At 63.2% G+C, this 23482-nt stretch carries 26 protein-coding genes; 8 read left to right on the top strand and 18 right to left on the bottom strand.

Going from position 1 to position 23482, the window contains the following annotated elements; all coding sequences use genetic code 11:
• Nucleotides 1-32 precede the first annotated feature (32 nt).
• Nucleotides 33-1361, bottom strand: coding sequence for a phosphate regulon sensor histidine kinase PhoR (gene phoR, locus AC3WJP_RS12220; RefSeq protein WP_493721432.1), 1329 nt, complete (start codon nt 1359-1361; stop codon nt 33-35).
• A 62-nt stretch (nt 1362-1423) separates the two neighbouring features.
• A complete protein-coding gene (gene phoB / locus AC3WJP_RS12215) occupies nt 1424-2113 on the bottom strand; it encodes a phosphate regulon transcriptional regulator PhoB (protein ID WP_493721433.1) in 690 nt (229 codons plus the stop codon).
• A 150-nt stretch (nt 2114-2263) separates the two neighbouring features.
• Between phoB and AC3WJP_RS12210 the strand changes: the two genes are divergently transcribed.
• Nucleotides 2264-2659 (top strand): COG4315 family predicted lipoprotein, encoded by a 396-nt coding sequence (locus AC3WJP_RS12210; protein WP_493721434.1) that lies wholly within the window; start codon nt 2264-2266, stop codon nt 2657-2659.
• A 181-nt stretch (nt 2660-2840) separates the two neighbouring features.
• Here AC3WJP_RS12210 and ubiA read toward each other — a convergent pair whose 3' ends face one another.
• A complete protein-coding gene (gene ubiA / locus AC3WJP_RS12205) occupies nt 2841-3731 on the bottom strand; it encodes a 4-hydroxybenzoate octaprenyltransferase (protein WP_493721435.1) in 891 nt (296 codons plus the stop codon).
• Nucleotides 3722-4285 (bottom strand): chorismate--pyruvate lyase family protein, encoded by a 564-nt coding sequence (locus AC3WJP_RS12200; protein ID WP_493721436.1) that lies wholly within the window; start codon nt 4283-4285, stop codon nt 3722-3724. The genes ubiA and AC3WJP_RS12200 overlap by 10 nt, the downstream gene beginning before the upstream one ends.
• A gap of 215 nt (nt 4286-4500) precedes the next feature.
• On the opposite strand from AC3WJP_RS12200, the gene AC3WJP_RS12195 reads away from it, so the two are divergent.
• The 3 genes from AC3WJP_RS12195 to AC3WJP_RS12185 all read left to right on the top strand — a co-directional run bounded on the left by AC3WJP_RS12195 (nt 4501) and on the right by AC3WJP_RS12185 (nt 5722).
• The gene (locus AC3WJP_RS12195) at nt 4501-4668 is read left to right on the top strand and encodes a rubredoxin (protein WP_226503924.1); all 168 of its coding nucleotides are present in this window, start codon (nt 4501-4503) and stop codon (nt 4666-4668) included.
• Between the two features lie 237 nt (nt 4669-4905).
• Complete coding sequence (locus AC3WJP_RS12190) at nt 4906-5181, top strand: HU family DNA-binding protein (RefSeq protein ID WP_226503925.1); 276 nt, start codon at nt 4906-4908, stop codon at nt 5179-5181.
• 163 nt (nt 5182-5344) lie between these two features.
• Nucleotides 5345-5722, top strand: coding sequence for an SCP2 sterol-binding domain-containing protein (locus AC3WJP_RS12185; protein ID WP_493721437.1), 378 nt, complete (start codon nt 5345-5347; stop codon nt 5720-5722).
• A 169-nt stretch (nt 5723-5891) separates the two neighbouring features.
• Here the strand turns inward: AC3WJP_RS12185 and AC3WJP_RS12180 are convergent, their stop codons facing one another.
• From AC3WJP_RS12180 to exbB, 6 genes are all read right to left on the bottom strand, one after another.
• Entirely contained in the window at nt 5892-7289 is a 1398-nt protein-coding gene (locus AC3WJP_RS12180) for an aminoacyl-tRNA deacylase and HDOD domain-containing protein (protein WP_493721438.1), read from the bottom strand.
• 120 nt (nt 7290-7409) lie between these two features.
• Nucleotides 7410-9497, bottom strand: coding sequence for an ATP-dependent DNA helicase RecG (gene recG / locus AC3WJP_RS12175; RefSeq protein ID WP_493721439.1), 2088 nt, complete (start codon nt 9495-9497; stop codon nt 7410-7412).
• A complete protein-coding gene (locus AC3WJP_RS12170; protein ID WP_493721440.1) occupies nt 9494-10429 on the bottom strand; it encodes a hydrogen peroxide-inducible genes activator in 936 nt (311 codons plus the stop codon). The genes recG and AC3WJP_RS12170 overlap by 4 nt, the downstream gene beginning before the upstream one ends.
• A 93-nt stretch (nt 10430-10522) precedes the next feature.
• Entirely contained in the window at nt 10523-11269 is a 747-nt protein-coding gene (locus AC3WJP_RS12165; protein ID WP_493721441.1) for an energy transducer TonB, read from the bottom strand.
• Entirely contained in the window at nt 11266-11691 is a 426-nt protein-coding gene (gene exbD / locus AC3WJP_RS12160) for a TonB system transport protein ExbD (RefSeq protein ID WP_493721442.1), read from the bottom strand. Before exbD ends, AC3WJP_RS12165 begins: the two co-directional genes overlap by 4 nt.
• 3 nt (nt 11692-11694) lie before the next feature.
• A complete protein-coding gene (exbB, locus tag AC3WJP_RS12155; protein WP_493721443.1) occupies nt 11695-12675 on the bottom strand; it encodes a tonB-system energizer ExbB in 981 nt (326 codons plus the stop codon).
• A 188-nt stretch (nt 12676-12863) separates the two neighbouring features.
• Between exbB and AC3WJP_RS12150 the strand changes: the two genes are divergently transcribed.
• Nucleotides 12864-13721 (top strand): SDR family oxidoreductase, encoded by an 858-nt coding sequence (locus AC3WJP_RS12150; RefSeq protein WP_493721444.1) that lies wholly within the window; start codon nt 12864-12866, stop codon nt 13719-13721.
• Nucleotides 13722-13811: 90 nt separating this feature from the next.
• Here the strand turns inward: AC3WJP_RS12150 and AC3WJP_RS12145 are convergent, their stop codons facing one another.
• The 6 genes from AC3WJP_RS12145 to AC3WJP_RS12120 form a co-directional block, all read right to left on the bottom strand.
• On the bottom strand, nt 13812-14549 hold the full coding sequence (locus AC3WJP_RS12145; protein WP_493721445.1) for a putative periplasmic lipoprotein: 738 nt from the start codon (nt 14547-14549) through the stop codon (nt 13812-13814).
• Between the two features lie 66 nt (nt 14550-14615).
• Nucleotides 14616-14996, bottom strand: coding sequence for a RidA family protein (locus AC3WJP_RS12140; protein WP_493721446.1), 381 nt, complete (start codon nt 14994-14996; stop codon nt 14616-14618).
• A 42-nt stretch (nt 14997-15038) separates the two neighbouring features.
• Complete coding sequence (gene spoT, locus AC3WJP_RS12135) at nt 15039-17147, bottom strand: bifunctional GTP diphosphokinase/guanosine-3',5'-bis pyrophosphate 3'-pyrophosphohydrolase (protein WP_493721447.1); 2109 nt, start codon at nt 17145-17147, stop codon at nt 15039-15041.
• A 60-nt stretch (nt 17148-17207) separates the two neighbouring features.
• Complete coding sequence (gene rpoZ, locus AC3WJP_RS12130) at nt 17208-17471, bottom strand: DNA-directed RNA polymerase subunit omega (RefSeq protein WP_226503967.1); 264 nt, start codon at nt 17469-17471, stop codon at nt 17208-17210.
• A 197-nt stretch (nt 17472-17668) separates the two neighbouring features.
• Nucleotides 17669-18289: a guanylate kinase gene (gene gmk, locus AC3WJP_RS12125; protein WP_493721448.1), complete on the bottom strand. Its 621-nt coding sequence runs from the start codon at nt 18287-18289 to the stop codon at nt 17669-17671.
• 13 nt (nt 18290-18302) lie between these two features.
• Nucleotides 18303-19166, bottom strand: coding sequence for a YicC/YloC family endoribonuclease (locus AC3WJP_RS12120; protein WP_493721449.1), 864 nt, complete (start codon nt 19164-19166; stop codon nt 18303-18305).
• A 303-nt stretch (nt 19167-19469) separates the two neighbouring features.
• Here AC3WJP_RS12120 and rph point away from each other — a divergent pair, with 303 nt between their 5' ends.
• Complete coding sequence (gene rph / locus AC3WJP_RS12115; RefSeq protein ID WP_493721450.1) at nt 19470-20192, top strand: ribonuclease PH; 723 nt, start codon at nt 19470-19472, stop codon at nt 20190-20192.
• A gap of 155 nt (nt 20193-20347) precedes the next feature.
• On the opposite strand, the gene crc is transcribed toward rph, so the two are convergent.
• A complete protein-coding gene (gene crc / locus AC3WJP_RS12110; protein ID WP_226503971.1) occupies nt 20348-21127 on the bottom strand; it encodes a catabolite repression control protein Crc in 780 nt (259 codons plus the stop codon).
• An 81-nt stretch (nt 21128-21208) separates the two neighbouring features.
• On the opposite strand from crc, the gene pyrE reads away from it, so the two are divergent.
• Together pyrE and AC3WJP_RS12100 are read left to right on the top strand one after the other, a co-directional pair.
• Nucleotides 21209-21850, top strand: a complete 642-nt coding sequence (gene pyrE, locus AC3WJP_RS12105) for an orotate phosphoribosyltransferase (protein WP_493721451.1) — start codon at nt 21209-21211, stop codon at nt 21848-21850.
• Between the two features lie 3 nt (nt 21851-21853).
• On the top strand, nt 21854-22456 hold the full coding sequence (locus tag AC3WJP_RS12100; RefSeq protein ID WP_493721452.1) for a DUF4124 domain-containing protein: 603 nt from the start codon (nt 21854-21856) through the stop codon (nt 22454-22456).
• 106 nt (nt 22457-22562) lie between these two features.
• Here the strand turns inward: AC3WJP_RS12100 and argB are convergent, their stop codons facing one another.
• Nucleotides 22563-23474: an acetylglutamate kinase gene (gene argB / locus AC3WJP_RS12095; protein WP_493721453.1), complete on the bottom strand. Its 912-nt coding sequence runs from the start codon at nt 23472-23474 to the stop codon at nt 22563-22565.
• Between the last annotated feature and the right edge of the window lie 8 nt (nt 23475-23482).

Genomic DNA, 23482 nt, shown 5'->3' with positions numbered 1-23482 from the left:
ATAGGGGGTGTCCGTTCAACGGTCGCGACAAATCAGCCCTCTTCGGGGCTGTAGGCCTCAAGTTGTGTTGCTATTTGTTGCACGGGAAAGTGGCAGGTGAAGGTGCTGCCACGGCCGGGCACGCTGCTGATCTCGAGCCGCCCGCGATGGCGCAGCAGCACGTGCTTGACGATCGCCAGGCCCAGGCCAGTGCCGCCGGTGTTGGAACTGCGGCTCGAATCGACGCGGTAGAAACGCTCGGTCAGGCGCGGCACATGCTTGGCTTCGATGCCGATCCCGGAGTCCTGCACGCTGAGGTGCGCGCCTTGGCCGTCGTGCCACCAGCGGACGTGGATCTGGCCGCCGTCGGGGGTGTATTTCACCGCATTGAACACCAGGTTGGAAAACGCACTGCGCAGTTCCGGCTCGCTGCCCTTGAGGTGCACGGTCGGGTCGGCTTCGAGGGTGATGGTCTGGTTGCGCGTGCCGGACAGCGCCCGGGCATCGCCCTTGATGGTGCGCAGCAGGTGATCGATGGCCACCGGATAGCTTTCCGAGGGGTAGTCGGTGGCTTCCAGCTTGGCCAGCAACAGCAGGTCGTTGAGCAGCGTCTGCATGCGCTCGCCTTGCGTCTGCATCTGCTGCAACGGGCGTTTCCAGCGGGTCGGGAGGTCGTCGCCGTTGTCGAGTAGCGTCTCCAGGTAGCCGGTGATCACGGTCAACGGCGTGCGCAGCTCGTGGGAGACGTTGGCGACGAAGTCCTTGCGCATCTGTTCGAGCTGATGCAAACGGGTCATGTCGCGCACCAGCAGCAGGTGCTCATTGTTGCCGTAGCGGGTGATCAGCAGCTGCAGGCGCACCTTGTCGTTGGCCGGCGAGGGGATTTCCAGCGGGTCGGCGTAGTTGCCGTGGGCGAAGTATTCCTTGAAGCGCGGGTGGCGCACCAGGTTGGTCACCGGCTGGCCCGTGTCCTGGGGTGTCTTGAGGCCCAGCAGGACTTGCGCGGCGGGGTTCCACCACTCGAGGTTGCCGTCGCTGTCGAGCATCACCACGGCGTCGCGCAGGGCGGCGGTGGACTCCTGGATGCGGTCGATCACCGCTTGCAGACGGCCACGCACGCGCTGATCGCGACGCTGCAGGGTGTAGATGCTGTCGAACACATCGCCCCATAGGCCGACGCCTTCAGGCGGTGCTTCGTCGGGCTTCTGCTCGCGCAGCCACAGATGCAGGCGCAGCAGTTGCTTGAGGGTGTAGGCCAGATACGACGCCAGGCCGATGGCCAGGCAGAGGCCGTAATGGCCGGTGAACAGCCCGAGCAACAGGCAGGCACTGAGCAGCAGCACCATGTGACGAATCAATATGCCGTGCCAGTTCTGGTTCAATTGCTGTCGCGTCCTTACTCGTCACGTCGGGCGGGCATTGTCGATACCTGCCCAGACCAGGATCAGCTCTTGGTGGAGAAGCGGTAACCGGTGCCGCGCACGGTTTGTACCAGATTTTCGTAGGCGTCGCCCAAGGCCTTGCGCAAGCGCCGGATGTGCACATCGACGGTGCGCTCTTCGACGTAGACGTTGCCGCCCCAGACCTGATCCAGCAACTGCCCACGAGTATAGGCACGCTCCTGGTGGGTCATGAAGAACTGCAGCAGGCGGTATTCGGTGGGCCCCATGTCGGCGGGCTTGCCGTCGATGGTCACGCGATGGCTGATGGGGTCGAGCAGCAGGCCGCCGATCTCGATCGGCGTCTCCCCATCGCTAGGCCCGGCGCGACGCAGCACGGCCTTGAGGCGCGCGACCAGCTCGCGGGGCGAGAACGGTTTGGTGATGTAGTCGTCGGCGCCCACTTCGAGGCCCTGGATCTTGTTGTCCTCTTCGCCCTTGGCGGTGAGCATGATGATCGGAATATCACCGGTCATCTCGTCACGCTTGAGGCGCCGCGCCAGCTCGATGCCCGAGGTGCCGGGCAGCATCCAGTCGAGCAGGATCAGGTCGGGCTTGCGATCGACGATGATGGCGTGAGCCTGCTGGGCGCTGTCTGCCTCGAGGCAGTCATAGCCGGCCATTTCCAGCGCGACGGCGATCATTTCGCGGATGGGCGCTTCGTCGTCAACGATCAGAATGCTCCTGCCAGCCATGCTCAAACCTCGTGTAGATCGGGTGTCTTGCGCCGCATTAGATAACGGAATTATTGCAGTCGTGTGACAGGGGAACTGTAGGGTACCAACTTAGTCGAAAACGGCTAAGCTGTTATTCCTTCAGGGCATACACACAAGAGGTGATTTTCAATGGTTCAACGTACCTTGACCTGGATGGCGCTCGCAGGCGCCGTCGTCCTGGCAATGCCGGGCCTGGCAATGGCTGAACGCCCCAAGGCCAACGATGGCATGGTGGTCGACAGCAAGGGCATGACGCTTTACACCTATTCCGATGACACGCCTGGCAACTCGGCGTGCAACGACAAATGCGCGCAGAACTGGCCCCCTGTGCTCGCTTCCGCCAGCGACACCGGGACTGACAACGGTGACTGGAGCATCATCACTCGCAAGGACGGCAAAAAGCAGTGGGCGCTGATGGATAGCCCGCTCTACACCTATATCGGCGACAAGAAGAAAGGCGACATGAACGGCGATGGCAAGGGCGAAGGCAAATGGGCCATGGCGACCATGGACGGCGCCGATTGATCAGCCGCTATCGATATTGATGCTGCCGCCCCCTTCGCGAGCAAGCTCTGCTCCCACAGTGCTTGCTCCTGTGGCAGTAGTGGAGCTCCTGTGGGAGTAGTGGTTGCTTCTGTGGGAGCCGGGCTTGCCCGCGAAGAGGCCGCCCCAGTCGGCGCAATAGCTTCGACTGCACCGATCCCCCTCAGCGCAGTGCGTAGTCCAGCACGATCCCAAGGAAAATCAGCAGCCCCGCCCAGTGGTTGTGCAAAAACGCCTTGAAACACGCCATGCGCTCGCGCTGGCGTGTCTGCCAATACTCCCATGCGAAGCACAGCGCTGCGCCCAGCAGCCCCAGCTGGTACCAGTGGCCCAGCCCAAACTGATTGCCCGCCAGCAGCAGGCATACCAGCGTGAGGCCTTGGAGAATGGCGATGATCAAGCGATCCGCCTCGCCGAACAGAATCGCCGTCGACTTGACCCCGATCAGCAGATCGTCATCGCGGTCGGTCATCGCGTAATAGGTGTCGTAGGCCACCGTCCATAGCAGATTGGCGATATACAGCAGCCACGCCGCCGCTGGCACATGCCCGGTCTCGGCGGTGAATGCCATCGGCATGCCCCAGGAAAACGCCGCGCCCAGCACCACTTGCGGGTAATAGGTGTAACGCTTCATGAACGGGTAGCTGGCGGCCAGCACCAGCCCGCCGATGGACAACCACAGGGTGGCGGCGTTGGTGCACAGCGCCAGGCCGAAACTGATGACGATCAGCACCGCAAACAGCGCCAAAGCCTCACGAGTGCGAATGCGCCCGGCCGCAATCGGCCGCTGGGCCGTGCGTTTGACGTGGCCGTCGACCTTGCGATCGGCCACGTCATTGATCACGCATCCGGCCGCGCGCATGAAGATCACCCCCAGCACGAAGATCGCCACGTTGCCTAGCGACGGTCTGCCCGCGCCGGCGATCCACAGCGCCCACAGGGTCGGCCACAGCAGCAGATAGATGCCGATGGGCTTGTCGATGCGCGTCAGCTGCACGAAGTCCCAGGCGCGGGGATGCAGGCGGTTGAGGGACTTGAGCAGGTTCAGGTACATCCAGGGTTCTCCTGAAGGGGAAGGGCGGCGTGCCACAGTGCCGGCAGGAACACCTCGGCCACCAGCACCCCGAGGCCGTCGCGGTCGAAGCGCGAGCGGCGGGCCCACAGGCCTTGCCGGGCTATCTCGGCGGGTAGCCAGGGGGCGGGATAACGGCAGGTTTGCAGCGGCTGGCGGGTGAAGGCCGGATCGCTGAACAGTAGCTCGCCCAATGAGCGGCTGCCGAGCACGTCGAGGCGCAGATCCGTGGCCTCCAGCGCCGCCTGGCCGGCGATGCTGCGGGCGAACACCCAAGGTGTGTCGGCGCCCAGCAGATACACCTCGCGCACCCAGCCGATGCTGGCGCTGGGCAATTGCAGCGCCGCGCACTCGTCATCGCGCAGGGTTTGCCAGCCCTCGAAGAGCGGTCGAACGGTGAAGCGGCCCGCTGCCAGCCGGGTCAGGCGCCGCGTCAGCGAGCTCGGGTCCAGCAGCCAGTCGAGGGTCGTCGGATCGGTATCGGGAGCGCCATCGCGCCATGTCGGGGAATGCAATGCGTGCGGCACAATGAACATCTGTGACGGCCAGAGAGGCCGCGAGCTTAGCATGTTCACGCGGCCCCCGTAGCGAGGGGGCTTGCCCCCGATAGGTATGTCAGCAACATCTCAGTAACTGATACATCTTTCGGGGGCAAGCCCCCTCGCTACAGTGCCAAGGCTTGCATCGCGGCGAACAGATCAGTAAAAAGCCCACTTTAAACGCGTCATTCGCGTGGATACGAGGAAACACCATGAAAAAGTGGCAATGCATTGTCTGCGGCCTGATCTACGACGAACGCGACGGCTGGCCGGATGACGGTATCGCCCCGGGCACCCTGTGGCAGGACGTCCCTGAAGACTGGCTGTGCCCCGACTGCGGCGTCGGCAAGATGGACTTCGAAATGATCGAGATCGGCTGAATGTCCCGGCCCCTTTCACGGGGCCTGAATCACGGTGCAGTCCGGTTGCCCGGGCTGTCTATCGGAATAACCCTGAATTTTCCCTCATAAACCGGGGTTGCCCACTGGCGCGGCCTTGCACGGCGTGCCATCCTCACTCGGTCTGCCGCGGCTTAGAGCCTGCGGCGCTCACCGCGCCGTTGCGGGGGTCATGGCAACGGACATAAAAACAAAAATCTATAACAAGAGGCTTTACCCATGCGCAAACCAGATCTGGCAACCGCAATCGCTGAAAAAGCAGACCTCACCAAAGAACAAGCCAACCGCGTACTCAACGCCGTGCTCGAAGAGATCACCGGCGCGCTGCACCGCAAGGACAGCGTCACCCTGGTCGGTTTCGGCACCTTCCTGCAACGCCACCGTGGCGCACGTACCGGCAAGAATCCGCAGACGGGCGAGCCGGTGAAGATCAAGGCCAGTAATACCGTGGCGTTCAAGCCTGGGAAGTTTTTGAAGGATAGCGTCAATCCTTGATGGCAGGCTGAAGCGTGATAGATGGGCATTCCGGGCGGGCCGGGATGCCCATTTTTGTTTCATGATCAATGGGTTTCAGGTTTCTGGCGGGACTGATGAATGACCGATCTGGCTATGAAGACGATATACTGCGCCTCAGTCATTTTTAAGCCGGAGTGCCGCAATGAAGTTTCGCTTTCTCCTCTGGGCCCTCGGCCTGCTCATGGCTCGCGCCAGCCGCAAAAACCCCGCTTTCGAACAGCAATTGGCCGGCAAGGACCTGACCTTCCAGCTGCAAACGGCTGACGCCAAGGTCGCCCGGCATTTCATCGTCAAGGATCAACGAGTCAGCAGCCATAGCGGCACGGTGGCTGAGCCGGCGTTCGCGATCGTGTTCAAGGATGCCGGGTATGGCTTCGCCACGTTGCAGGCGAAGAACAAGCAGCTGGCGTTCATGCAGGGGATTCAGGACAAGCATATCCAGATCACTGGCAACACGGGGTTGGTGATGTGGTTTCAGGGTTTGATGAAGTATCTGATGCCGCGCAAGAAGAAGGTATGACGCGGGGGATTTGAAGGCCTCTTCGCGGGCAAGCCCTGCTCCCACAGGGCTGGGCTCACCACTGTAGGAACAGAGCCTGCTCCCCCAGCCTACAGCTCACCACTGTAGGAGCAGAGCTTGCTCGCGAAAGGGCCCTTCGCAGCGCAGCCAATGGCCCGTCGAGCAACACTCAGCTATTGAACTGCGAAGCCAGTTCGCGCAGCAGCGCTTCGGCCTCGATCACCTTGTTGACCACATCTTCGGCCTTCTCGCGGCTCAGGCCCACACGCTCCAGCAGCTCGTCGGGGATGCCATCATCGGTGTCGCTGCCGATGCCACGGCTGCGCAACAGGCGTACCGACAGGCACACTAGGTTCGGGTACAGCGCGTGCTCGCCTTCGTAGTAAGGGTCCTGCTGGAAGCGCAGGGCGGTGGCCAGTTCCTCGGGCAAGTCCCAGAAGCGCATCAGCCAGGCACCGATCTGTTCGCGGCTGATGCCCAGCAGGTGTTGCTCGATGTAGCTGTGGCTCAGGTGCGGGTTGACCTCCAGGTGCCGGCAGATCAGCGAGAAGTGCGGCGGGAACACGTGGGCCAGCAGCAGGTAGCCGAAGTTGTGCAGCAGGCCGGCCAGGTAGGTCAGGCCGGCTTCCGGGCGCTGGGCGCGGGGAATGGCGCGGGTCAGGCCTTCGATGACCGCCGCGGTGTAGATCGACTGCTGCCAGTACGGCGTGGCGTGTTGCGGGTGGTCCTTGGGCAGGCTCAGGGTCTTGCCCAGAGCCAGGCCAAGCGCCAGGTTGATCACCAGATCGAAGCCCAGCACGCGGACAATGGCGTCTTCGACCGAGCGGATCTTGCCCGGCGAGGCGTAGTAGGGCGACGCGGCCCAGCTGACCACCTGGGCGGCCAGCGATGGATCGGTTTCGACCACGCCGGTGATGTCGTCAATGGTAGCGTTGGGGTCGACCCGCAGCTTGATGATCTTCTGCGCGGTTTCGGCCAGCGGTGGAATCTCGATGGTCGCTTCGAGGCGCTGTTGAATGCGCCGCGCGGTGAATTTCTGTACGGCCTTGGTGATTTCCGCCGGATCGTCGTTGGGGCGATCCAGATTGCGGGCGATGGCGACTACAGGCTCGCCGAAATTGCCGGAGCTGGCCTTGATCAAGGTCTTCTTGAAGTCGTCGCTGGAGATCTCCAGCAGCAGGCCGGCCTCGCCCGCGCTGATCAGCAGCGACTCGGGCTGCAGCAGGCGCTCGTCGTAGAGGCAAGGCGAACTGGTGAGGGTCGGCAGGCCGGGCAGCACACTCAGGCCGTGCTCGTTGAGCATCCGCTTGAGTTTGGCCAGCGGCAATGCGGTGAGCTTGCGCCCGGTGACTTCCTCGAGACGATTGAGGTCGATCAGCTGGTTCTGCGGGACCAGCACCATCAGCGCGCCCACAGCATCGGCGAGCAGCACTGCCTGCACCTTGCGGCCGCGATCGAGGCCTGCGTGGTCATGCACTTCAGTGAACGCGATACCCTGTTTTTCGAGCAGGTTCTGGATGACACGCGGGGCGATCGGTGCGGGAACGTCCAATGCAACTTCAGTCATGTGTGCTGTATCCGAATTCCAACAATGGCGACAGTATATCCAGCTTGCACAATAAGCGGGATGAGTTCTCAACGCCTAATTTCGCGGCGTTTTTTTCAGACGAGCGGTCAGCTTTTACCGCTATACCTGACCGTATTGCTGACCATGACGCAACCATCGCTCCAATAGCGGTGTGACGTGCTCAGGCCATCGCGCCAGCAACGCCTGCGCGGCGTCACGCACGGCGGGCAGCAGATCGGCATCGCGCATCAGATCAGCCACCTTGAACTGTAGCAGCCCCGTCTGACGCGTACCTAGCATCTCGCCCGGCCCGCGAATCTGCAGGTCCTTTTCGGCGATGACGAAACCGTCGTTGGTCTCGCGCATGATGCCCAGGCGTTCGCGGCCGATCTGCGACAGCGGCGGGTGATACAGCAACACGCAGTGACTGGCCGCGCTGCCACGCCCGACCCGACCACGCAGCTGGTGCAACTGCGCCAGCCCCAGGCGCTCCGGGTTCTCGATGATCATCAGGCTGGCGTTGGGCACGTCGACGCCGACTTCGATCACTGTGGTCGCCACCAGCAGTTGCAGGACGCCTTGCTTGAACTCGGCCATGATCGCGGCTTTCTCGGCGGGCTTCATGCGCCCGTGGATCAAGCCCACGCGCAGTTCGCCAAGGGCGCTGCCGAGTTCTTCGAAGGTGGTTTCGGCGGCCTGGCAGGTGAGTTCTTCGGACTCTTCGATCAAGGTGCACACCCAATAGGCCTGGCGCCCCTCGGCGCAGGCGGCGCGGACCCGCTCGATGACTTCGATGCGTCGCGTGTCGACCACCAGTACGGTGTTCACCGGCGTGCGGCCCGGTGGCAGTTCGTCGAGGACCGAGGTGTCGAGGTCGGCGTAGGCGCTCATCGCCAAGGTGCGCGGAATGGGCGTGGCGGTCATGATCAACTGATGAGGGCAGAGCTTGCCGGCGCCGTTCTGGCTGACGCCTTTTTCGCGCAGGGCCAGGCGCTGCTGCACGCCGAAGCGGTGCTGTTCGTCGATGATCACCAGCGCCAGGCGATGGAACTGCACTTCGGGCTGGAACAGCGCATGGGTGCCGACCACCATGGGCGCGCCGGCGGCGATACGCTCAAGGGCGTGAACGCGATGCTTGCCCTTGAGCTTGCCCGCCAGCCAGGCGACTTCGATGCCCAGGGGTTCGAGCCAGCGCTGGAAGTTGACGAAATGCTGCTCGGCGAGGATCTCGGTCGGGGCCATCAAGGCCACCTGATAGCCGGCCTCGAGCGCCTGCAGCGCCGCCAAGGCCGCGACCACCGTCTTGCCGGCGCCGACATCGCCCTGAATCAGGCGCAGCATGGGCTCGGGCTGGCTGAGGTCATAGGCGATCTCCTTGCCGACACGCTGCTGGGCGCCGGTAGGGGTAAAACCCAGGTTGGCCAGGTACTGCGCCGGCAGGCGGCTGGCCACGGGCAATGCCGGTGCGCGCTGGGACTTGAGGCTCTCGCGCAGGCGCTGCTGGGACAGCTGGTGGGTCAGCAGCTCTTCGAACGCAAGCCGATGCTGGGCCCAGTGATGGCCAAGGGCGAGTTCTTCGAGGTCGGCGTCGGGCGGCGGATGGTGCAGGTAGCGGATGGCATCGTCCAGCGGCGCCAGTTGATAGTCGCGCGCCAGCTCCTGGGGCAGCCAGTCCGGCAGGCTCCTTGGCCCGAGCATGCTCAGCGCCTGCTGCGACAGCTGGCGCAGGCGTTGCTGGGTCAGGCCCTCGGTGGTCGGGTAGATCGGCGTCAGGTTCTGCTCCACCGGTATCGCTTCGTCACCGGTCAGGGCGCGGTATTCCGGGTGGTAGATTTCCAGGCCCGAGGCGCCGGGGCGTGCTTCGCCATAGCAGCGCAGATGGGTGCCGCGCTTGAGCGCTTCTTTCTGCGCGTTGCTGAAATGATAGAAGCGCAGGCTCAGGGAGCCGGTGCCGTCACCCAGGCGCACCAGCAGGCTGCGGCGCTTGCCCATGGACACGTCGGCGCCGCTCACCACCCCTTCGATCACCGCGTCCTGCCCAGGCCGCAGGGCGCCGATCGGGACTACACGGGTGCGGTCCTGATAGCGCAAAGGCAGGTGAAACAGCACGTCCTGGAGGTTCTCGAGGCCGACCTTGGCGAGCTTTTCGGCCATCGCCTCACCGACGCCCTTGAGCGCCGTGACCGAAACCCGGGACAGTTCAGTCATGAAGCGACTTTAGCCGCCGGCACCAGCGGCTTGGCCACCGAGCACAGGCGCACCGAGTCCGCGAGGATCTCGATCGCCTTGGGCCGCGGAAAGCTGGCGCGCCAGGCAATGGCAACGGTGCGGAAGGCGGCGGGCGGCGTCAGCGGTCGCACTTCGATCACACCCGGCTGGTAGTGATGGCTGTCGACGGCCGACAGCGGCAGCACCGACACGCCCAGGCCGGAGGCGACCATGTGGCGAATGGTTTCCAGCGAGCTGGATTCGACGGTGGTGTGGCGCGCGGCGTCCGAACCCTTGGCGAGGGTCGGGCAGGCTTCGAGGACCTGGTCGCGGAAGCAATGACCTTCGCCGAGCAGCAGCAGGCTCTTGTCGTTGAGCAGGCCGGCGTCGATGGTTTCCTTGCGCGTCCATGGGTGGTCGCTGGGCATCAGCACGTAGAACGGCTCATCGTAGAGCGGCAGGGTCAGTACGTCGGCTTCGTTGAACGGCAGGGCGATGATGATCGCATCGAGCTCACCGTTGCGCAGCTTGTCGCGCAGCACATGGGTGAAGTTCTCTTCGATATACAGCGGCATCTGCGGCGCTACCCGATGCAACTGCGGGATCAGGTGCGGGAACAGGTACGGGCCGACCGTATAGATGGCGCCGACCTTGAGCGGTGCGGTGAGCTGGTTCTTGCCGGCCTGGGCCAGTTCGCGGATACCCTGGGCCTGTTCGAGGACCTTCTGCGCCTGGGCGACGATGCCTTCGCCGACCGGGGTCAGGCGCACCGCGCTCTTGCTGCGCTCGAAGATCAGCACACCGAGTTCGTCTTCGAGTTTCTTCACTCCCACCGACAATGTCGGCTGGCTGACGTGGCAACGCTCGGCCGCGTGACCGAAGTGTTGCTCCTGGGCAAGAGTGACGATGTAGCGCAATTCTGTGAGAGTCATAACGTGCGTCCTGTAGTAGCGGCCCCAGCATAGCGGCTGCGATCGATAGACGCACGTTATCAAGATCGCTTCTGTATGACAGAAGCGAATATTTCAGCGTTTATCCAGGGAATAAACGAAAGGCGCGACCACTTCCAGGCTGCCGTTGTTAAGCAGCTCCTTGGGCGGCACCGGCAATGGCTGAGCGCGCCGGATCATGTCGAGGGTGGCGCGATCCAGCGATGCGCTGCCTGACTCGCCCGCCAAAGCATAGGACAACACCTTGCCTTCGCCATCGACCGTGAAGCGCAGCCGGACCACACCTTGAGTACCGCGACGACGCGCGTCTTCAGGGTACTTCTTGAACTTGGCCAGGTGGCGCAGCAGGTCACCCTGCCAGCTCGGCAGCGCGTTGCTGTTGGACGGCATCGGCGGCTCGGACTTCTCCGCCTTAGGCGCTGCAGGCGGAGCCGGCGGCGTGTCCACGGTCTTTTCCGCTGGCGGCTCTTCCTTCGGCGGCTCGGGCTTCTTCTCAGGCTTGGGCGGCTGTGGCTTGGGCTTGGGTTTCGGCTTGGGCGGCGGCTTGGGGATGGCGATTTCCGGCTTCGGCGCTTCGACCAGCTTGGGCAGTGGCATTTCTTCCACGGGCTCAGGCGGGGTCGGCGGCGTGACGACCTTGGGCGGCGGCGGTGGCGCCGGCTCGGGCAGCGGCGCGATCTCGACCATCATCGCCTGGGGCGGCAGCTCGATGGGCTTGGGTGCTGGCCACTTGAGGGCGACGACGATCGCCAGGGCATGGATGCCCAGCACGACCGCCAGGCTGCCACCGTAACGCGTCATTCGTTGGCGCGTCGTGATCATTTCTTCGGCGCCGTCTCGAGTCCGACCAGGCCGACCTTCAGGTAACCGGCGGCGCGCAGGGAGTTCATGACATCCATCAGCTCCCCGTAGTCCACGCCCTTGTCGGCCTGGAAGAAGATGGTGGTGTCTTTCTTGCCCTTGGTCTTGTTGTCCAGGTACGCACCGAGCTGGCCGGCATCGACCTTGTCATCGCCCACGTAGAGGCTCTTGTCCATCTTCACACTGAGAAACACCGGTTTTTCCGGCCTGGGCGCCGGCTTGGCGGTGGAGGCGGGGAGGTCGACCTTGATGTCCACCGTCGCCAGCGGGGCAGCGATCATGAACACGATCAGCAGCACCAGCATGACGTCGATGAAGGGCGTGACGTTGATTTCGTGATTCTCGGCGAGATCGTCGCCGCCTTCGTTCAGATGCAGGCCCACGGATTACCCCACCTTGACCATTTGTGGCTGAGCGGCTCGCTCGCCTGGCTGACGGTCGAGGTCGCGGCTGACCAGCAGCAGCACCTGGGCGGAAGCATCGGACACCTGTGCCTTGTAACCGGCGATGGAGCGGGCGAAGACGTTGTAGATGACCACTGCGGGAATGGCCGCGACCAGGCCCAGGGCAGTGGCGAGCAGCGCTTCGGCGATGCCGGGGGCGACCACGGCGAGGTTGGTGGTCTGGGTCTTGGCGATGCCGATGAAGCTGTTCATGATGCCCCACACGGTACCGAACAGGCCGACGAAGGGCGCGGTGGAGCCGATGGTGGCCAGTACGCCGGTGCCCATGCTCATGTTGCGACCGCAGGCGGCGACCAGGCGCTCGAGGCGGAACGACACGCGCTCCTTGATGCCTTCCTTTTCCCGGGTGTTGGCCGACAGGTGCATTTCTTCGAGGGCGTCATGCACCAGCAGGTTGGCCAGGGTGCCCTTCTTGGCGGCGCTTTCGGCGGCGTCCTTGAGGGTGGCGGAGCGCTTGAGCGCGGCGATTTCGCCCTTGAGGCGACGCTTGGCGCCGACCAGCTCGAAGCCCTTGGCGATCCAGATGGTCCAGGTGATGACCGAGGCCAGCGCCAGGCCGATCATGACCACCTTCACGACGATGTCGGCGTTCTGGAACATGCCCCATGGCGACAGGTCGTGGCCCATGCCGAGGGTGGTGTCCGAGGCCGCTTCGGCATCTTCCGGGGCGACCTGCGAGGTGACCTGGGTGTCGGCAGCGGGTGCGGCGGTGGTATCTGCCGACGTGGCCGCAGGCGCGGGCGCGGCGGATACGGCAGCGGGTGCGGCGGCCGGGTGGGCTGGATCTTCGGCGAACGCGTTAGGCATAAGCGCCAGGCCCAGCAGCAAGGCCGCGATACCCCGCCAAGCGCGTGGCAGGCTGTGAAGCTTGGTTGGCGATGCGAGAGGTTCGTTAGGAGTCATGCTGGCAGGACCTGAGGGAGAGAATATGTGGGTGCCCTCCAAGGCTGAAGTCAAGCCGAGGGCAAAACGAACGTGCATTATTGCAACTAATTCTTGTTAGCAAAAGCGAAACACGCATTTTTTTTAATCAGCGCTGGCTGCGAGACGCCCGGCGGCGCTAGGCTGGTGCTTTGAAAACGGAGCCTGAGATGAGCACGCCCACTCTTTTGATCGCCGGTTGCGGCGATGTCGGCAGCCGCCTGGCTCGGCAAATCCTTGCTCAGGGGTGGGCCGTGCATGGGTTGCGCCGCTCGCCTGAGCAACTCCCCGAGGGCGTGTCGGCGGTGCAAGCCGATCTGTTCGATGAACGCTGTCCGCCCTCCTGGCCGATGGGGCAGCTGGATTATCTGGTGTACTGCCTGGCAGCGTCGAGCCATGACGAAGCCGGCTATCAGGCTGCCTATGTGCAGGGGCTCGAACACGTTCTAGGCTGGTTGCAGCAGCACGGACAACGGCCACGGCGGGTGTTTTTCGTGTCCAGCAGCAGTGTCTACGGGCAGTTGGCGGGGGAGTGGGTGGACGAGTCCTCGGCGGTGGAGCCCAGCGGTTTCTCCGGCAGGATCATGGTCGAGGCCGAGAACACCCTGTTGAATAGCGGCCTGCCGGCGACGGTGGTGCGCTTGACCGGTATCTACGGCCCCGGCCGCGAGCGTTTGCTGACGCAGGTGCGCGAGGGCTACCGCGTCGCTGAGGATCCGCCATTGTACGGCAACCGCATTCACAGCGACGACGCCGCGGGCTTGCTGGCGTTTCTGCTGACCAGCGATGCGGCGGGCAAGAAGCTGGCGAGCGTTTATATCGGGGTGGATGATGCCCCCGCGCCGCTGGCCGAGGTGGTCGCCTGGTTGCGCGAGTATCTGGGCGTGACCGATTGGCAGGCCGAGGCCCAGGTTCGCCGCACGGGCAGCAAGCGCTGCAGCAACGCGTTGGCGCGGCAATTGGGCTGGGTGCCGCGCTACCCCAGCTATCGCGAAGGCTATGCGGCGATCCTTGCAGGGACCCTGTAGCGAGGGGGCTTGCCCCCGACTCGCTGTGTCAGACACATCGACGGTGCCGGATCATTATCGGGGGCAAGCCCCCTCGCTACAGGTTGGCGGTTACTTCTTCTCCAGCAACCAGCGCCGCACGCCTGGGCGCAGGTCAGGCATGTCACTGGCCTGGGCCTGGTTGAGCGCCTGCAGGATCTCCAGCTGATCGCCTTTGCGCACGAATATGAACGCATTACCCTGGCCGCCCATTTCCAGCCACATGCTGTCGTACTCGCCGCTCATCGCCGCACAATCACCGGCGAGGCACAGCGCATAGCGATCGATGCCAGCCAGCCCGGTCACCTGACCCAAGGGTGAAAAGGTCGCGACGCCACCCTTGCCCGGGCCATCGAGGATTTTCCAGTTACCGCCCATATAAGCGGTGTACAGCGCACGTTCGAAGGTGCTGCCTTGGGCTGCACCGGCTTGCGCCGGGATCGGCGCCTTGATGAAGTGCTGTTCGCCGCCCGAATCGCTGGCAGCCTGTGTCAGCTCGGCGCCTTTGATGGACAGGACTTCTTTGTAGTTACCGTAGAAATCCACGTCCCAGCCGCCTTCCTTGCGGGGCTGCAACTTGCCTTCACCCATCTCGAAACCATTGCTGAAAGTGGCCTGGCCAGCTTTGGTGTTGAGGTTCCATTCCAGGTTGGGGCCGTTGGACAGCAGCGATTGACGCAGATTGGCGCCTTTGGCAGCAGTATCGATGGCGTTCTGATTGATCCAGATACCGTCGGGATCGACCGGCGGTTTGCTCGCGCAGCCAGCCAGCAGGCCGGCGGCGAGGATGAAGGCAAGCGCATGGCGCATGGTAGGGTCCTTCCGAGGAGGGGAAGTGAAGTGGCGAAGCGCGAACGCAGCGCCCTGTAGCGAGGCTTATTCGATGACCAGAATAGCGTCCATCTCGACCTGGGCGCCACGCGGCAACGCAGCGACGCCGATGGCGGCGCGGGCCGGGTAAGGCTGTTCGAAATAGCGGCCCATGACTTCATTGACCTTGGCGAAGTGGCTCAGGTCGGTCAGGAAGATGTTGAGCTTGACGATGTCCTTGAACGAACCGCCAGCGGCCTCGGCCACGGCCTTGAGGTTCTCGAAAACCTGCACGGTCTGGGCTTCGAAGCCTTCGACCAGTTCCATGGTTTTTGGATCGAGGGGGATCTGCCCGGACATGTAGACCGTATTGCCGGCCTTGATGGCCTGGGAATAGGTGCCGATGGCGGCGGGGGCCTTGTCGCTGGTGATGACGGTCTTGGTCATGAATGACTCCTTGAAGGGGCGATGGGACGCAACCGGCGGGTGTCAGGCACGCATGCGAGTGATGCGGATGACGCCCGCCAGGGCACGTAGTTTTTTGATGACGCGGGCGAGATGGATGCGATCGTGGACGCTGACCACCAGCTGTACCACGCTGATGCGGCCGTCGCGTTCGTCCATGCTGATTTTTTCGATGTTGCCGTCGGCGGCGTTGACGCTGCTGGCGAGCAAGGCGATCAGGCCGCGTTGATGCTCGAGCTCCACACGCAGTTCGACGTTGAATTCGCCAGTGACGTCCTTGGCCCACGACAGCTGGATGCACTTTTCCGGGTTGTGGCGGATTTCGCTGATATTGCGGCAGTTTTCCAGGTGCACCACCATGCCCTTGCCGGCCGACAGGTGGCCGACGATCGGGTCGCCCGGAATCGGCGTGCAGCACTTGGCGTAACTGAGCACCAGGCCCTCGGTGCCGCGGATGGCCAGCGGGCCTTCCGGGTTGGGCAGTTGCTCGCCTTCGGTGGCCAGCAAGCGTCGCGCGACCACATAGGCCATGCGGTTGCCCAGGCCGATATCTTCGAGCAGGTCGTCGATGTGCTCGAGGCGATATTCGCCGAGCATCAACTGCACCCGCTCTTGAGGAATCTTGTCCAGCGAGCTTTCGAAGCCGTTGAGCACCTTGTTGAGCAAGCGCTCGCCCAGCGACACCGACTCTGAGCGGCGCTGCAGCTTGAGCGCATGACGAATGTGCGTGCGCGCCTTGCCGGTGACCACGAAGTTGAGCCAGGCCGGGTTGGGGCGGGCGCCGGGGGCGCTGACGATCTCGACCGTGGAGCCGCTCTGCAGTGGTTCGGACAGTGGCGCGAGACGACGATTGATGCGGCAGGCGATGCAGCTGTTGCCGACGTCGGTGTGCACCGCGTAGGCGAAGTCGACCGCCGTGGAGCCTTTGGGCAGCTCCATGATCCGGCCCTTGGGCGTGAACACGTAGACCTCGTCCGGGAACAGGTCGATCTTCACGCTCTCGATGAATTCCAGCGAGTTGCCCGCGCGTTGCTGCATTTCCAGCACGCCTTTGACCCACTGACGCGCCCGGGCGTGGGTACCCTTGGGCTGTTCGTCGTCACTGGATTTGTACAGCCAGTGGGCGGCGATGCCGTTGTTGGCCATCTCTTCCATCTCGCGGGTGCGGATCTGGATTTCGATGGGCACGCCGTGCATGCCGAACAGCGTGGTATGCAGCGACTGATAGCCGTTGGCTTTGGGGATCGCGATGTAATCCTTGAAGCGCCCCGGCAGCGGCTTGTAGAGATTGTGCACGGCGCCGAGTACGCGGTAGCAGGTGTCGACCTTGTCGACGACGATGCGAAAGGCGTACACGTCCATGATCTCGGTGAAGGCGCGACGCTTGCCGCGCATCTTCTTATAGATGCCATAGAGGTGCTTCTGGCGGCCGCTGACGTCGCCTTCGATACCATCGACCGCCAGGCAGTGAGCCAGCGACTGCTCGATCTTGGTGACCAGCTCCTTGCGGTTGCCGCGGGCGCGCTTGACCGCCTGGAAGATGCGCTCGGAGCGCATCGGGTACATCGCCTTGAAGCCCAGGTCCTCGAACTCTATACGCACGTTGTGCATACCCAGACGATTGGCGATGGGGGCGTAGATCTCCAGGGTTTCCTTGGCGATGCGTCGGCGTTTTTCGCCCGACAGCACTTCAAGGGTGCGCATGTTGTGCAGGCGGTCGGCGAGCTTGACCAGAATCACGCGGATGTCCCGCGCCATGGCCATGGCCATTTTCTGGAAGTTCTCTGCCTGCGCCTCGGCCTTGGTCTCGAAGTTCATCTGGGTCAGCTTGCTGACCCCGTCCACCAGTTCGGCTACGGTTTCGCCGAACTGCGCGCACAGCGCCTCTTTGGCGATACCAGTGTCTTCGATGACGTCATGCAGCATCGCCGCCATCAGGCTCTGATGGTCCATGTGCATGTCGGCGAGGATGTTGGCCACTGCCAGCGGATGCGTGACGTAGGCTTCGCCGCTACGGCGGCGTTGACCGTCGTGGGCTTGTTCGGCGTAGAAGTACGCTCGGCGGACCAGGTTGACCTGGTCCTTGCCGAGATAGGTCGACAAACGATCGGCGAGGTGGTCTATGCTCGGCAAGAGGAAGCCTCCCGTCGATGATCATGGACCTTCGCCTGGCTACGTCGACAGGGCATGGGCTTAGATAGCCTCGTTGGCCTCGTCTTCGAAGGCTGCGAAGAGCGGTTCTTCGTCGACGATTTCGGCTTCGGCGATCACGGCATAGTCGATCAGGCCGGCAGCGATTTCACGCAGCGCCATTACGGTAGGCTTGTCGTTTTCCCAGGCCAGCTTTGGCTCTTTGCCGCCGGTAGCCAGCTGACGGGCACGCTTGGTAGACAGCATGACCAGCTCAAAGCGGTTATCCACGTGTTCTAGGCAATCTTCAACGGTTACGCGGGCCATGGTCTTCCTCGTAGCAAATGCGGTATGCGCGCCGAATGGGCGAGCGGACTCGATAGTTTAAAAAATCACCAGCAAATAGGGAAGCTTTTGTTTTTGCTGGCTTCTGTAGCGAGGGGGCTTGCCCCCGATTGCGGTGTCAGGCATAGCGGTGATGCAGCACGATTTTCGGGGGCGAGCCCCCTCGCTACAGGATGGGGTCAGGCCAGCAGGCTTGCGAGCAGGGTGCTGAACCGCTGCTGCTGTGGCGTCTGCTGCAGGCGGTTGGCGCGGAAGATGGCTTTGAGGTCTTCCAGCGCCGTGGCGAAATCGTCGTTGATGACGAGGAAATCGTATTCCACGTAGTGGCTCATCTCGCTGACCGCTTCACGCATACGCCCTTCGATGATCTCGTCGCTGTCCTGGCCGCGGTTGGTCAGGCGCTGGCGCAGGGCTTGTTGCGACGGCGGCAGGATGAAGATCGAGCGCGCCTGAGGCATCAGGCGGCGGACTTGCTCGGCGCCCTGCCAGTCGATCTCGAGAATCAGATCGTGGCCTTCGTCGAGGGTCTGCTGCAGCGTGCTCTGGGAGGTGCCGTAGAGATTGCCGAAGACTTCCGCGTGTTCGAGGAAATCACCGTGCTCGATCAGGGCCAGGAAATCGGCGCGCTCGACGAAGTGGTAGTTGATGCCGTTTTCTTCGCCTGGACGCATCGTACGCGTGGTGTGCGACACCGACAGGCGAATGCTCGGCTGGGCGTCGATCAGGGCCTTGACCAGGCTGGTCTTGCCGGCGCCCGAGGGGGCCGAGATGATGTAGAGGGTGCCGGGGGTGTGGTTCATGTCAGGGATAACCTTACTCAATGTTCTGCACTTGTTCGCGCATCTGTTCGATGAGGACCTTAAGGTTCACCGCCGCTTGTGTGCTGCGCGGATCGAAGGCCTTGGACCCCAGGGTGTTGGCTTCGCGGTTGAGTTCCTGCATGAGGAAATCCAGGCGCCGACCCGCGGCGCCTCCAGCCTTGAGCACGCGCCGCACTTCGGTAACGTGGGTGCTCAGGCGGTCGAGCTCTTCGGCGACGTCGCTCTTTTGCGCCAGCAGGACCATTTCCTGCTCCAGGCGCTGCGGGTCGAGCTCGGCCTGCATGTCGGCGACGCGGTCGAGAATCTTCTGCCGCTGCGTGGCGAGCATCTGCGGCACCAGTTGGCGCATGGTCGCGACTTCGCTACTCATGGCGTCGAGGCGATCGTTGATCAGCCGGGCCAGGTCGCTGCCTTCGCGGTCGCGGCCAGCCTTGAGTTCGACCAGCGCGGCATCGAAGAGCGCCAGCGCCTCGGCGTTCAGGGCCTGCGGATCGACGGCATCGGCGACCAGCACGCCGGGCCAGGCCAATACTTCCAGCGGGTTGGTGGCCGCCGGCTGGTGAATCAGCGCGGCCACCGTCTCGGCGGCCTTGATCAGCTGCATGGCGCGCTCGCTGTCGACCTGCAGGGGTTTGCCAGCGGTCTCGTCAGCGAAGCGCAAGGTGCATTCGATCTTGCCGCGGGAAATGGCCTGACGCAGCGCGTCGCGCACGCCGCCTTCGAGATCGCGAAAGGCTTCGGGCAGACGCAGGTGCGGCTCGAGGTAGCGATGGTTGACCGAACGTATTTCCCAGCTCAGCGTGCCCTGGGCGCCGGCCCGTTCGACACGGGCGAAAGCGGTCATGCTGTGCACCATGGGAAGTACCTCGCGCAAGAGTGGAAGCCGAACGGCTGCAAAGGCGCAAGATTGTAGCGCACCCCGCGCCCGCCTCCCAATGTGCTGATGCAAATCAGTGCACGCCGCCGAGCGGAAACTGTCGTGTGTAGCGAGGGGGCTTGCCCCCGATCAATTGAACGGTAGGCCCGAGGAGGGGCTATGTGGTCATGGGGGGGGGCCCCTCGCCGCAGTTGTGTTGAGGGGCAGGCATCTTTAGCGGGCAGGGAAGAGCGTGAGCCCCTATAATGTGCGGCAGTTTTAATCCCAGTACAGGTATCCCAGATGAAACGTCCAAGTGGTCGCGCTGCCGATCAGCTGCGCTCGATCCGCATCACCCGCAACTACACCAAACACGCCGAGGGGTCTGTGCTGGTCGAGTTCGGTGATACCAAGGTCATCTGCACGGTCAGCGTCGAAAACGGCGTGCCGCGCTTCCTCAAGGGTCAAGGCCAGGGCTGGTTGACCGCCGAATACGGCATGCTGCCCCGCGCCACCGGCGAACGTAACCAGCGTGAAGCCAGCCGTGGCAAACAGGGCGGCCGGACGCTGGAGATCCAGCGCCTGATCGGTCGTTCGCTGCGAGCGGCGCTGGACATGAGCAAGCTGGGCGACGTCACTCTGTACGTCGACTGCGACGTCATCCAGGCCGACGGTGGTACCCGTACCGCGTCCATCACCGGCTCCATGGTGGCGTTGGTTGATGCCCTCAAGGTCATCAAGAAGCGCGGCGGGCTCAAGGGCGGCGATCCGCTCAAGCAGATGATTGCTGCCGTGTCGGTCGGCATGTACCAGGGTGAGCCAGTGCTCGACCTCGACTACCTGGAAGACTCGGCGGCAGAGACCGATCTCAACGTGGTCATGACCAGCACCGGTGGCTTCATCGAGGTGCAGGGCACCGCCGAAGGCGCGCCGTTCCAGCCTGAAGAGCTGAACGCGATGCTGGATCTGGCTCGTAAAGGCATGAACGAGATCTTCGAGCTGCAAAAGGCTGCACTGGCAGACTGACCAACCCTGTAGCGAGGGGGCTTGCCCCCGATAGGCCTGCACTGACACTGCTCGGTGATTCAGCAACGGCCTATCAGGGGCAAGCCCCTCGCTACAAGGCAGCCACAAAAAAACCGACGCATTTCAGGGCGTCGGTTTTTTTATGGGCGCAGCCATCAGATGGTCAGCGTCCAGTCGTAATCGACGATCAGCGGCGCATGCTGGGAGAAGCGCGGCTGGCGTGGGTGACGGGCGCTACGCACGAACCGGCGCAGGCCAGGGGTGAGGATCTGGTAATCGAAGCGCCAGCCGAGGTTGAGCATCTCGGCCTGCTCGCTGTCGGGCCACCAGCTGTACTGCTCACCTTCACGGCTGACTTCGCGCAGTGCGTCGACATAGCCCATGTTGCCGACCATTTCGTCCATCCATGCGCGTTCAGGCGCAAGGAAGCCGGGCGACTGTTGGCTGTCGCGCCAGTTCTTGACGTCGAGCTTCTGCTGCGAAACATACAGCGAGCCGCAATAGATGTATTCGCGGCGCTTGCGGCGCTGTTTGTCCAGATAACGACCGAAGTCGTCCATCAGCTTGAATTTCTGATTCAAGTCTTCATCGCCGTTTTGTCCGGACGGGAAGAGCAAAGTCGCAATACTGACCTTATCGAAATCTGCTTGCAGGTAACGGCCATAACGGTCGGCTGTTTCGAAGCCCAGGCCGTTGATGATCGCCTTCGGTTGCAGGCGCGAATAAAGTGCAACGCCCCCTTGGGCGGGTACTTCGGCATCGGCTGCGTACAGGAAGTAGCCATCCAGCTGATAGGCTGAATCGTCCAGTTCGAAGGCCGAGGCGCGAGTATCCTGCACGCAGATGACATCGGCATTCTGGGCTTGTAGCCAGCTGAGCAAACCACGCTCGACTGCCGCCTGAATGCCATTCACGTTCACACTGATTATCCGCATAAATGGCCCCATAAATCTCGTGCGTGTATGATACCCGAGCTCAACTTAATTAGCTAAATCCGTAGTGTCCGGGACTTTTAAATGCACGCCTATCAACGCGACTTCATTCGTTTTGCCATTGACCGCGGCGTGCTGCGCTTCGGCCAGTTCACCCTGAAATCAGGGCGCACCAGCCCTTATTTCTTTAACGCGGGGTTGTTCAACAGTGGTTCGGCGTTGGCGCAACTGGGGCGCTTTTATGCCGCAGCCATCGTCGAGAGCGGCATCCCGTTCGACGTGCTGTTCGGCCCGGCCTACAAAGGTATTCCGCTGGCGGCGACCACGGCGGTGGCGCTGGCCGAGCATCACGGCATCGACACGCCCTGGTGTTTCAACCGCAAGGAAGCCAAGGACCACGGCGAGGGCGGCAGCCTGGTCGGTGCTCCCCTGACCGGCAACGTGTTGATCATCGACGACGTGATCACCGCCGGCACCGCCATCCGTGAGGTCATGCAGATCATCCAGGGCGCCAATGCCAAGGCCTGCGGCGTGCTGATCGCGCTCAATCGCCAGGAGCGCGGTAACGGCGAGCTGTCCGCCATCCAGGAAGTCGAGCGCGATTTCGCTATCCCGGTGGTGAGCATCGTCTCGCTGAATCAGGTGCTCGAGTTCCTGGCCGACGACCCGCAACTCAAGCAGCACCTGCCGGCCGTCGAGGCTTATCGCGCCCAGTACGGTATCTGATCCGTGCCTGTGCCCCGCGCCTTGAGGGCTTTGCTGCTGCTCGCGCCCCTGGCGACTTCGTGCGCCTGGGCTGCGGACAAGCCGACTATCCAGCTGTACCGGTATGTCGACAGCCGCGGCGTCACCGTGCTCGACACCCAGGGAGTGCCGCCGGAGTACGTGGCCAAGGGTTACCAGGTTCTCAATCAGCAGGGGCGGGTCATCCAGACGGTCCCTCCGGCGCCCACGGCCGAGGAAATCAAACGCCAGGATGCGCTCAAGGCCCAGGCCGACGCCGACGCCCAGTTGCTGCATCTGTATCCGAGCCTGCAGGAGCTGGATCACGGCCACATGCGCGAGCAGAGCGAGCTGGATACCCGCCTGGCAGTCGCCAGGAACAGCCTCGACAGCCTGCAGTTGCAGCAGACCAGCCTGTTGGCTCAAGCCGCCGCCCAGCAGCGCGCCTCGCAGCCCGTGCAGGCGTCGATCGTCGAGCAGTTGAAGAGTATCGACAGCGAACGCGCCAGCCTGAATGCGCAGATGGTCAAGTATCAGCAGCAGAAGGTCGACAGCGACAAGCAGTACGCGGTCTACCGCGCGCGGTTGGTGCAGTTGCTGGGCCAATAAACTGTAGCGAGGGGGCTTGCCCCCGAAAATTTGACAGTCACTGAACAGGTGGCTGACACCACGAATCGGGGGCAAGCCCCCTCGCTACAGGGGGCGGCGATGAGGCTCAGAGCACCTGACGCTTGCGATTGCTGATCATGGTGCCGTTACCGATGTCGGTGAAGATCTCCAGCAGCACCGCATTCGGCACTCGGCCATCGATGATGTGCGCGCTGTTGACGCCGCCCTGCACCGCATCCAGAGCGCATTTGATCTTCGGCAGCATGCCGCCGTAGATAGTGCCATCGGCGATCAGGCCGTTGACCTGTTCGGTGGTCAGGCCGGTCAGCACCGTGCCTTCCTTGTCCATCAAGCCCGCGATGTTGGTCAGCAGCATCAGCTTTTCAGCCTTCAGCGCTTCGGCCACCTTGCCGGCCACCAGGTCGGCGTTGATGTTGTAGGACTCGCCTTCGGAGCCCACGCCGATGGGCGCGATCACCGGGATGAAATCGCCGGCCACCAGCATGTTCAGCAGATCGGTATTGACCCCGACCACTTCACCCACATGGCCGATATCGATGATTTCCGGCTTGGTCATCTCGGGCGTCTGCCGGCTCACGGTGAGCTTTTTCGCGCGGATCAGCTCGGCGTCCTTGCCGGTCAGGCCGATGGCGCTGCCGCCGTGGCGGTTGATCAGGTTGACGATGTCCTTGTTGACCTGACCGCCCAGGACCATTTCCACCACGTCCATGGTCTGCGCATCGGTCACGCGCATGCCGTCGATGAAGTGGCTCTCGATGGACAGGCGCTTGAGCAGATCGCCGATCTGCGGGCCGCCGCCGTGCACCACCACCGGGTTGATGCCGACCGCCTTCATCAGCACGATGTCGCGGGCGAAGCCGGTCTTGAGCTCTTCGCTCTCCATAGCGTTGCCGCCGTACTTGATCACCAGCGTCTTGCCGACGAAACGGCGGATGTAGGGCAGCGCTTCGGACAAAACCTTGGCGACATTGGTGGCGGCATCACGTTCGAGGGTCATGCGGGGCT

Source organism: Pseudomonas sp. GW821-FHT01A09, assembly GCF_058986725.1.
This window is presented reverse-complemented; position numbering and strand designations above follow the sequence as displayed.

Coding starts and splice junctions, on each gene's coding strand:
- phoB (WP_493721433.1), bottom strand. CDS start 2,113: ATGGCTGGCAGGAGCATTCTGATCGTTGACGACGAAGCGCCCATCCGC.
- AC3WJP_RS12210 (WP_493721434.1), top strand. CDS start 2,264: ATGGTTCAACGTACCTTGACCTGGATGGCGCTCGCAGGCGCCGTCGTC.
- ubiA (WP_493721435.1), bottom strand. CDS start 3,731: ATGTACCTGAACCTGCTCAAGTCCCTCAACCGCCTGCATCCCCGCGCC.
- AC3WJP_RS12200 (WP_493721436.1), bottom strand. CDS start 4,285: ATGTTCATTGTGCCGCACGCATTGCATTCCCCGACATGGCGCGATGGC.
- AC3WJP_RS12195 (WP_226503924.1), top strand. CDS start 4,501: ATGAAAAAGTGGCAATGCATTGTCTGCGGCCTGATCTACGACGAACGC.
- AC3WJP_RS12190 (WP_226503925.1), top strand. CDS start 4,906: ATGCGCAAACCAGATCTGGCAACCGCAATCGCTGAAAAAGCAGACCTC.
- AC3WJP_RS12185 (WP_493721437.1), top strand. CDS start 5,345: ATGAAGTTTCGCTTTCTCCTCTGGGCCCTCGGCCTGCTCATGGCTCGC.
- AC3WJP_RS12180 (WP_493721438.1), bottom strand. CDS start 7,289: ATGACTGAAGTTGCATTGGACGTTCCCGCACCGATCGCCCCGCGTGTC.
- recG (WP_493721439.1), bottom strand. CDS start 9,497: ATGACTGAACTGTCCCGGGTTTCGGTCACGGCGCTCAAGGGCGTCGGT.
- AC3WJP_RS12170 (WP_493721440.1), bottom strand. CDS start 10,429: ATGACTCTCACAGAATTGCGCTACATCGTCACTCTTGCCCAGGAGCAA.
- AC3WJP_RS12165 (WP_493721441.1), bottom strand. CDS start 11,269: ATGATCACGACGCGCCAACGAATGACGCGTTACGGTGGCAGCCTGGCG.
- exbB (WP_493721443.1), bottom strand. CDS start 12,675: ATGACTCCTAACGAACCTCTCGCATCGCCAACCAAGCTTCACAGCCTG.
- AC3WJP_RS12150 (WP_493721444.1), top strand. CDS start 12,864: ATGAGCACGCCCACTCTTTTGATCGCCGGTTGCGGCGATGTCGGCAGC.
- AC3WJP_RS12145 (WP_493721445.1), bottom strand. CDS start 14,549: ATGCGCCATGCGCTTGCCTTCATCCTCGCCGCCGGCCTGCTGGCTGGC.
- AC3WJP_RS12140 (WP_493721446.1), bottom strand. CDS start 14,996: ATGACCAAGACCGTCATCACCAGCGACAAGGCCCCCGCCGCCATCGGC.
- rpoZ (WP_226503967.1), bottom strand. CDS start 17,471: ATGGCCCGCGTAACCGTTGAAGATTGCCTAGAACACGTGGATAACCGC.
- gmk (WP_493721448.1), bottom strand. CDS start 18,289: ATGAACCACACCCCCGGCACCCTCTACATCATCTCGGCCCCCTCGGGC.
- AC3WJP_RS12120 (WP_493721449.1), bottom strand. CDS start 19,166: ATGGTGCACAGCATGACCGCTTTCGCCCGTGTCGAACGGGCCGGCGCC.
- rph (WP_493721450.1), top strand. CDS start 19,470: ATGAAACGTCCAAGTGGTCGCGCTGCCGATCAGCTGCGCTCGATCCGC.
- crc (WP_226503971.1), bottom strand. CDS start 21,127: ATGCGGATAATCAGTGTGAACGTGAATGGCATTCAGGCGGCAGTCGAG.
- pyrE (WP_493721451.1), top strand. CDS start 21,209: ATGCACGCCTATCAACGCGACTTCATTCGTTTTGCCATTGACCGCGGC.
- argB (WP_493721453.1), bottom strand. CDS start 23,474: ATGACCCTCGAACGTGATGCCGCCACCAATGTCGCCAAGGTTTTGTCC.